This window comes from Pontimicrobium sp. MEBiC01747 (assembly GCF_053601635.1).
The window spans coordinates 1-7,246 of record NZ_JBSHNS010000465.1 but is presented as its reverse complement, the minus strand read 5'-3'; the positions used below and the strand labels follow the sequence as shown (position 1 = coordinate 7,246).

General features: G+C 29.1%; 6 protein-coding genes. 2 read left to right on the top strand and 4 right to left on the bottom strand.

Annotated elements, in window-relative coordinates:
* Positions 1-213: 213 nt before the first annotated feature.
* Positions 214-1,488 (bottom strand): DUF2851 family protein, encoded by a 1,275-nt coding sequence (locus ACVC2P_RS15285; RefSeq protein WP_452599324.1) that lies wholly within the window; start codon positions 1,486-1,488, stop codon positions 214-216.
* Positions 1,489-1,628: 140 nt separating this feature from the next.
* Between ACVC2P_RS15285 and ACVC2P_RS15280 the strand changes: the two genes are divergently transcribed.
* Positions 1,629-2,348 carry a TlpA family protein disulfide reductase gene (locus ACVC2P_RS15280; protein WP_452599323.1) on the top strand — a complete coding sequence of 240 codons (720 nt, stop codon included), beginning with the start codon at positions 1,629-1,631 and terminating at the stop codon, positions 2,346-2,348.
* Positions 2,349-2,423: 75 nt separating this feature from the next.
* Here ACVC2P_RS15280 and ACVC2P_RS15275 read toward each other — a convergent pair whose 3' ends face one another.
* Positions 2,424-3,404, bottom strand: coding sequence for a PLP-dependent cysteine synthase family protein (locus tag ACVC2P_RS15275; RefSeq protein WP_452599322.1), 981 nt, complete (start codon positions 3,402-3,404; stop codon positions 2,424-2,426).
* 83 nt (positions 3,405-3,487) lie between these two features.
* Positions 3,488-4,723 carry an ABC transporter permease gene (locus tag ACVC2P_RS15270; RefSeq protein WP_452599325.1) on the bottom strand — a complete coding sequence of 412 codons (1,236 nt, stop codon included), beginning with the start codon at positions 4,721-4,723 and terminating at the stop codon, positions 3,488-3,490.
* A 10-nt stretch (positions 4,724-4,733) separates the two neighbouring features.
* Here ACVC2P_RS15270 and ACVC2P_RS15265 point away from each other — a divergent pair, with 10 nt between their 5' ends.
* Positions 4,734-5,987 (top strand): exo-beta-N-acetylmuramidase NamZ family protein, encoded by a 1,254-nt coding sequence (locus tag ACVC2P_RS15265; RefSeq protein ID WP_452599321.1) that lies wholly within the window; start codon positions 4,734-4,736, stop codon positions 5,985-5,987.
* Positions 5,988-5,989: 2 nt separating this feature from the next.
* Here ACVC2P_RS15265 and ACVC2P_RS15260 read toward each other — a convergent pair whose 3' ends face one another.
* On the bottom strand, positions 5,990-6,841 hold the full coding sequence (locus ACVC2P_RS15260) for a hypothetical protein (protein WP_452599320.1): 852 nt from the start codon (positions 6,839-6,841) through the stop codon (positions 5,990-5,992).
* Between the last annotated feature and the right edge of the window lie 405 nt (positions 6,842-7,246).

The following is a 7,246-nucleotide window of genomic DNA, read 5'->3' as shown; positions in this document are numbered from 1 at the left end:
TATAGTAATGGCTTGTAGAGCACTTTCATTTGTTTAATTTTTACTACTTTTTATTGGATTGGGTGTAATGTACCATTTAACTTTTCAATTGACATTAAAATTTGTTAATAGTTCATTTTATTTTTTCTAATTAAGTTTTAGCTTGTTATAGACTCCCATCATAGTTGCAAGATAAAAAAAATGTGGTCAATTATATTAATTCTCTAAACTTCTTTACATTAATAATTCGTTTCCTATAACACATTGTAAGCATTTGTTTTTATTGCAGTATTCTGTTTTTAATTGAATTAATGCTTGGGATTGTAATGCTGATTTTGAAACTGGTTTTAACGTATTAAACTTATCTATTATACTATTCTTTTCTGAAGCAATTTGCTCCGTAATCTGCAAAACATCTTCTTCTGTAGATTTCCCTTGGTATTTTGCATGACTAAATTTTAGAGGTATAATTGTATTTATAATTAATAAGTCTATAAATGATTTAGCCAGTTGCTTTGTTGTTGTTGTTGTTGTTGATTGTTTTCCAAAAGTATAATGTGTTTTCCAAAATGGAGATGTTTCTATTAAGAACAACTTATATAATTCTTCTAGTGTTTTTGCTTCTATAATTTTTGAGAACAGATTATGATGCAAATGATATAAATTAGCTAATTGTGATAATCGAATTGTGGGAAAGTTAATTGGCCTCAGCCTAAAATATTGTATGGGTACAACATTAGTATTAGATAATTTAAATTTCTGCTTTAAAAATTTATACTCCTTCTGTAGTTCTATTACATAGGACTCTTCCTCTTCTATTTCTAAAGCTTTTGCTTGCCCATAGAATAATGCTTCTAGACTTAATAAATTAGACTGCTGCTTTCTAACTATTGAAAAATCGAAAGAATTAGCCATACTATAAAATGATTCGCTATTAACTTTAAGTCCGAAGTTTTTGGCTAATAATTTAAATAATACTGCTTCCCAATCATTGGTTGATGTTTTCAATATTGTTTCTATAGCTTTAGACTTTCGCTCTAGTCGTTCAAAAAACAAACGCTCTAACCAATTATTAATCTTAAATGCATCAATTGTATTAAAATCTTGCTCACAATTAATCCACTTTTTAGAAGCTCCAAATAGTTTTTCGTATTTAGAGAGTGTTGTTTTAGAGATATAATGTTTAAGCTCTAATGTTTCTATTTTACTATTATCTTTTCTAAACACTTCTGTATCGTGTTCCCATACTACATGCAAAATAACATTATCGTAATTACTATCTGTTTCATGATTATGTATAAACCAGTCACTAGATTTTACATGAATTTCTACATTTCCAGCCCATAATTGATCTCCTATTTTTAATCGGGCATTAAAAAAATCTGGACCTGCATTAAAATTATGTTCACCTACATTAGCTATTGAGATAACCTCATTAGCTGTTGTTTTTAAATTAGGTGTATTAATTTTTTTATATTTCCATAAATAGTGTAAAAAATCTTCTTGCATAACAATGAAATTACAATTTTATTTATAATCTGCTAATAGATTTTAGTAAAAAAACAAGTAGTAATGGTTAACAGTAATTAACACTGGTTAACTATGCTTTATATTTTTAAGTTTCATATTTGCTCTATAAAAATAACGATATGAAACGATTAATTTACATTACAGCATTAGCACTATTTAGTATTATATCTTTTGGATACTCTCAATCTCCAGACATGGAAATGGACAAACAAATAATGATAAATGAAAATACTATTATTAAAGATGAAAAAGGAAAAAAGGTAGATATGATGACATTTATGAATTTAATGAATTCTGGTGAATGGATGGTAGACCCTAAAAAAGATAATAATGGTAATGATTATATGCAACTTAGAAAAGCTACTGAATCTGAAAAAGTAATGATTAAACAAATGTCTATGGAAGAAGAAGCGACTTCTAAGCTTGTGGGTACAAAAGCACCTTCTTTTAAAATGACTGATACCGAGGGTAATTTAATTACTTCTGAAAATACTAAAGGAAAAGTTGTTGTTTTAAATTTCTGGTTTACAACTTGTAAACCCTGTATTATGGAAATACCAGAGTTAAATAGCGTTTATGAAAAATATAAAAGCAATAAAAATGTTGTTTTTGCTTCTATTACATTTAATAAAAAAGAAGCTATTAAATCTTTTTTATTAAAACATCCTTTAAAATATCCTGTGGTTTCTAATTCGAAAAATACAATAAACACTTTTGGTATTAGTGGATATCCTACAAATATTGTTATTGATAAAAAAGGGAATTATTCTGATATAACTAATGGTGGTTTCCCCGAAATAGGAAAGCATATTGAAAAGGCTATTGAGAAAGCATTATAAAGGGTCTTCTTTTTAGGCAAAAGAAAAGCGGTATACTTATTAAGTTACCGCTTTTTTATAATTGTATTGGTTATACTATTCTATATATCCCATTTCTCTCATCCAATCATCGTTAAACATTTTACCTACATAACGACTTCCGTGGTCATGGAATAAAACAACAACAACGTCATCTTTTGTAAAGTGTTCTTTAAGCTGTAATGTTCCTTTTATAGCCGCTCCCGCACTGTTTCCTAAAAACATCCCTTCTTCTTTAGATAGGCGTTGTGTATATACACATGCGTCTTTATCTGTTACCTTAGTAAAGCCATCTATAATATCGAAATCTACATTTTTAGGTAATATGTCTTCACCAATACCTTCTGTTACATACGGGTATATTTCGTTTTCATCGAAAATTCCTGTTTCATGATATTTTTTAAACACAGAGCCATATGTATCTACTCCCCAAACCTTGATATTAGGGTTTTGTTCTTTTAAATATTTACCTACTCCCGATATTGTTCCTCCTGTTCCTACTCCAACTATAAAGTGTGTAATTTTACCTTCTGTTTGTTTCCATATTTCTGGTCCAGTACTTTGGTAATGTGCTTTAGCATTACTAGGATTGTCATATTGATTTACATACCAAGAATTAGGTGTTTCTTCTCCTAATCGTTTAGATACTGAATAGTACGAGCGTGGATCGTCTGGCTCAACTGCTGTAGGGCACACCACAACTTCTGCTCCTACTGCTTTTAGTATATCTACTTTTTCTTTAGACTGTTTATCGGCCATTACAAAAATACATTTGTACCCTTTTACTATAGCGGCTAATGCTAAGCCCATTCCTGTATTTCCAGAAGTTCCTTCTATAATGGTTCCTCCTGGTTTTAAACGTCCGTCTGCTTCTGCATCTTCTATCATTTGCAATGCCATACGGTCTTTTACCGAGTTTCCTGGGTTAAATGTTTCATATTTAGCAAGTACTAAACATGGTAATTCTTCAGTTAACTTATTTAGTTTTACTAATGGCGTATTCCCAATAGTCTCTAATATATTATTTGCGTAATTCATATCGTTTTTTTACTGGTGCAAAAGTAGTTAATTCTTATAGTTTATAGAGTTAAAATGCACTATAAAATGTTTTTATAAACACTCTATTCAAAGCGAATCGCTTTTACTGGAGAGATTCTAGTTATTATATAAGATGGTATTAATAGCATTAATAAGCATAAAATAAATGTTCCAATATTTAATAGTATTATATAACCAGCGTTAATATAAACTGGTACTGTAGAAACATAATAGGTTTCCGGATTTAAAGGAAATAATCCAAAATATTTTTGTGCAAAGAGCAAACTTAAACCTATTAAATTCCCCCAGAATAATCCTAATAAAATAAGGTAAGTTGCATTATATATAAAGATTTTTCTTATTCCCAGATTACTAGTTCCTAAGGCTTTTAATATACCTATCATTTGTGTTCGTTCTAAAATTAACACTAATAATGCAGTAATCATGTTAATACCAGCTACTAGGATCATAATTCCAATGATACCATAAATATTTTTATCGAATATACCTATCCATTCAAAAACTAATGGATACTTATCTGTTACTGTTATTGAGTTTAATACAGATGGTATATTCTGAAAAATCTCAATTCCTTTTCTATCTAACTCATTGTAGTTTTCTATGAAAACTTCAAAATTTCCTACTTCATCTTTCTTCCATTTATTAAGGCGTTGTATATGCCTTATATCTCCTACAATATACAGCTCATCAAAGTCTTTGAATCCTGAATTATAAATACCAACTACTTTATAAGAAATTATACTTGGCGGCTTGTTTATATCCGATTTTATAAAGTAAGTATTAATCTTATCGCCTACATTTATTTGCAATCTATTTGCCAAATATTCTGATACTAAAACATCTTCGTTTCTAGATTTAGTATAATCTGGTAGTACCCCTTCTATTAAATACTCTTTAAAGTATTCCCAATTATAATCGCCTCCTACTCCTTTTACTATTATATATTCAAAATCTTCTGCTTTTCTAATAATAGCAGATTTTGAAGCTACTGCTTGTATGTGCTTTATGCCTTCTACCGATTTAAAGTTTGGATAAAACTCTTGATTAATTGATACTGGTGTCTGGCTTTCTTCTGAATTATTCGTGTCGTATTTGGCTATAGAAGCATGACCATTAAACGCAACGACTTTATCTCGTATTTTTTGTTGTAAGCCTATTCCTGTTGCAATAGCTACCATCATTACAATAATACCTATAGCAATTGCTACAATTCCAATTTTTATTATTGGCGCCGATATGCTACTTTTATACGCTTTACTATCAATAATGCGTTTAGTTATAAAATATTCGAAATTCAATTTAGTGCTTATGCGATTTACTTTGTTCAAAAATACAGTTTTATTATTTATTCTTTTAGGAATTTCTTGCGGAAGTACAACCAAAACAGAAGTTGAAATCAATAATATTGTGGAAGCGCACTCTGAAGAAGAAAGCAAAACTTCTATTAAAACGGACTTACCAATAATAGTTGGTGCAAACCAAACTTTAGATTATATTCCTTTATTAAAAGGGAAACGTATTGGTGTTATTGCGAATCAAACTTCTGTTATCTTTAAAACAGATGATACTTATACTCACCTTGTAGACTCGTTAGTTTCATTGAACATGGATATAAAAAAGGTTTTTGCTCCAGAACATGGGTTTCGTGGAAATGCAGATGCTGGCGAAGTTGTAAAAGATGGTGTAGATACTAAAACTGGACTTCCTATTGTATCACTTTATGGTAAGAACAAAAAACCTTCTCAAGAGCAATTAAAAAATATAGACCTTGCTATTTTCGACATACAAGATGTAGGTGCTAGGTTTTATACATATATATCATCTTTACATTATGTTATGGAAGCTTGCGCTGAGCAAAATATACCTTTGCTTATATTAGATAGACCAAACCCTAATGGTCATTATATAGATGGTCCTATTTTGGAAAAAGAGCATAAAAGTTTTGTTGGTATGCATCCCGTACCCATTGTACATGGTATGACTATTGGTGAATATGCTAAAATGATAAATGGTGAAGGCTGGTTAAACAATAACGTTACTTGTGAGCTTACGGTTATACCTGTAAAAAATTATACTCATAATCTCCCTTATAGTTTACCTATTAAACCTTCTCCAAATTTACCAAATGACATTTCTATTAACTTATATCCAAGTTTATGTTTTTTTGAAGGTACTAATATTAGTGTTGGTAGAGGGACATCTTTACAGTTTCAAGTGTATGGCGCTCCAACCTTACCTAAAACAGAGTATTCTTTTATACCTAAGCCTAATCATGGTGCTAAATACCCAAAGCATGAAAATAAAACGTGTAATGGCTATAATCTTACTCAATTAAAATCTTTAAATGCTCTAGATTTAAGTTTTTTAATTAATGCTTACACTATTACAAAAGATAAATCAGCTTTTTTTATTTCTAATGGTTTTTTTACTAAACTTGCTGGCACAAAAACATTACAGCAACAAATTGAAGATGGTTTACCTGAACAACAAATAAAAGCCTCTTGGAAAAGTGGTTTGGATGAATATAAGCAAATTAGAAAACCGTATTTATTGTATGATTAATGTTAATCATATTTTTTACCATTGGGTCTAAGATGTGTTTTTCTGTATTCTTCTCTACTTTGTTTTTTAACGGTTTTGTCGTTCCCTCTAAGTAGTGTTATATTGTAAGTTACATTTTTATTAGGGTTAGAGCTATTAACCAAATCTTCTGGTTTAACTATATTTATTGACCCTTTTTCTGTAGCATCCTTTTCTTTATTTATTACCAATACATTATCTGTAGCCCCATTAATAGCTTTTTCTTCTCTTTTTTTATCGTATTGCACCACGGGCTTTCTACTAATTGCTAGTCTTGATTTTTCTTTTACTTTACCCTTAGTTTTTTTAGTTTTATTCGGTTTTCTTTTTGGTGTTAAAACAACTCTTGTATTTCTTTTTTCATTGGTTTTATCGTCTTTTTTAATGCCCGATTTTAATGCTTTGGTTCTTCTTGAACCTTGTTTTTCTATAGATAAACTAGCTTCTATAATGCTTTCTTCTATATTAGCAACTGCATTTTTTGGTTTTAAAATTGTTTTTAACCTGTTAATTCCTAATACTATAATTTTATCTGCCCTATGTACTGTTATTGTAAACCGGCCTGTATCTAAGTGATGTAAAGGGATATTAACTTCCTTAAAATCTAAATCTACTATTAGTTTTTTTTTATCTGTATGGCTAAAAAAACTAACTCTTAATATATTAATTTCACTCTTTAGCTTAAGAGTATCTTTAGTTTTACTAAGTTCTTGAATTAAATCTTTTGCTCGATTATTAAAGTTTCTTTCTAATAAGGTAACAGAAACTTGTGAGTAACATATAGTACTACACAGCATTACACTTAAAAACAGACATAGGATTCTTAGATCTCTCATAACTAAAAAGATTACAATTAACTTGTTTTTGCTAAAAATCAATCAACAACAGGAGGGAGTTAAAAGTATTGCATACTTATAACTTTAATTATCATTTACACCTTAATTTAATAAAAAAGGCTTGGTGTACATAAAATAATCGACAAAACACAAAATAACACTGATTATCAACTTATTTAAAAAACCAGTAAGAAATTCTCGTAAAAGTTTCTGATAGTCATTTTAGCAAAAAAATGATCAAAAAAAAATGATTTACCATACTTTTTAAAGTATACGATAAATCATTTTTATGTCTTATAGTTTATTACGACATTAAAGTCTATAACTTAACATTAATCCTAAATTAGATATATTATTTTTATCTGTAAAAAATATAAAATTATCGGAAACTGAGCACCTTATCTC

Coding starts and splice junctions, on each gene's coding strand:
- ACVC2P_RS15260 (WP_452599320.1), bottom strand. CDS start 6,841: ATGAGAGATCTAAGAATCCTATGTCTGTTTTTAAGTGTAATGCTGTGT.
- ACVC2P_RS15275 (WP_452599322.1), bottom strand. CDS start 3,404: ATGAATTACGCAAATAATATATTAGAGACTATTGGGAATACGCCATTA.
- ACVC2P_RS15265 (WP_452599321.1), top strand. CDS start 4,734: ATGCGATTTACTTTGTTCAAAAATACAGTTTTATTATTTATTCTTTTA.
- ACVC2P_RS15280 (WP_452599323.1), top strand. CDS start 1,629: ATGAAACGATTAATTTACATTACAGCATTAGCACTATTTAGTATTATA.
- ACVC2P_RS15285 (WP_452599324.1), bottom strand. CDS start 1,488: ATGCAAGAAGATTTTTTACACTATTTATGGAAATATAAAAAAATTAAT.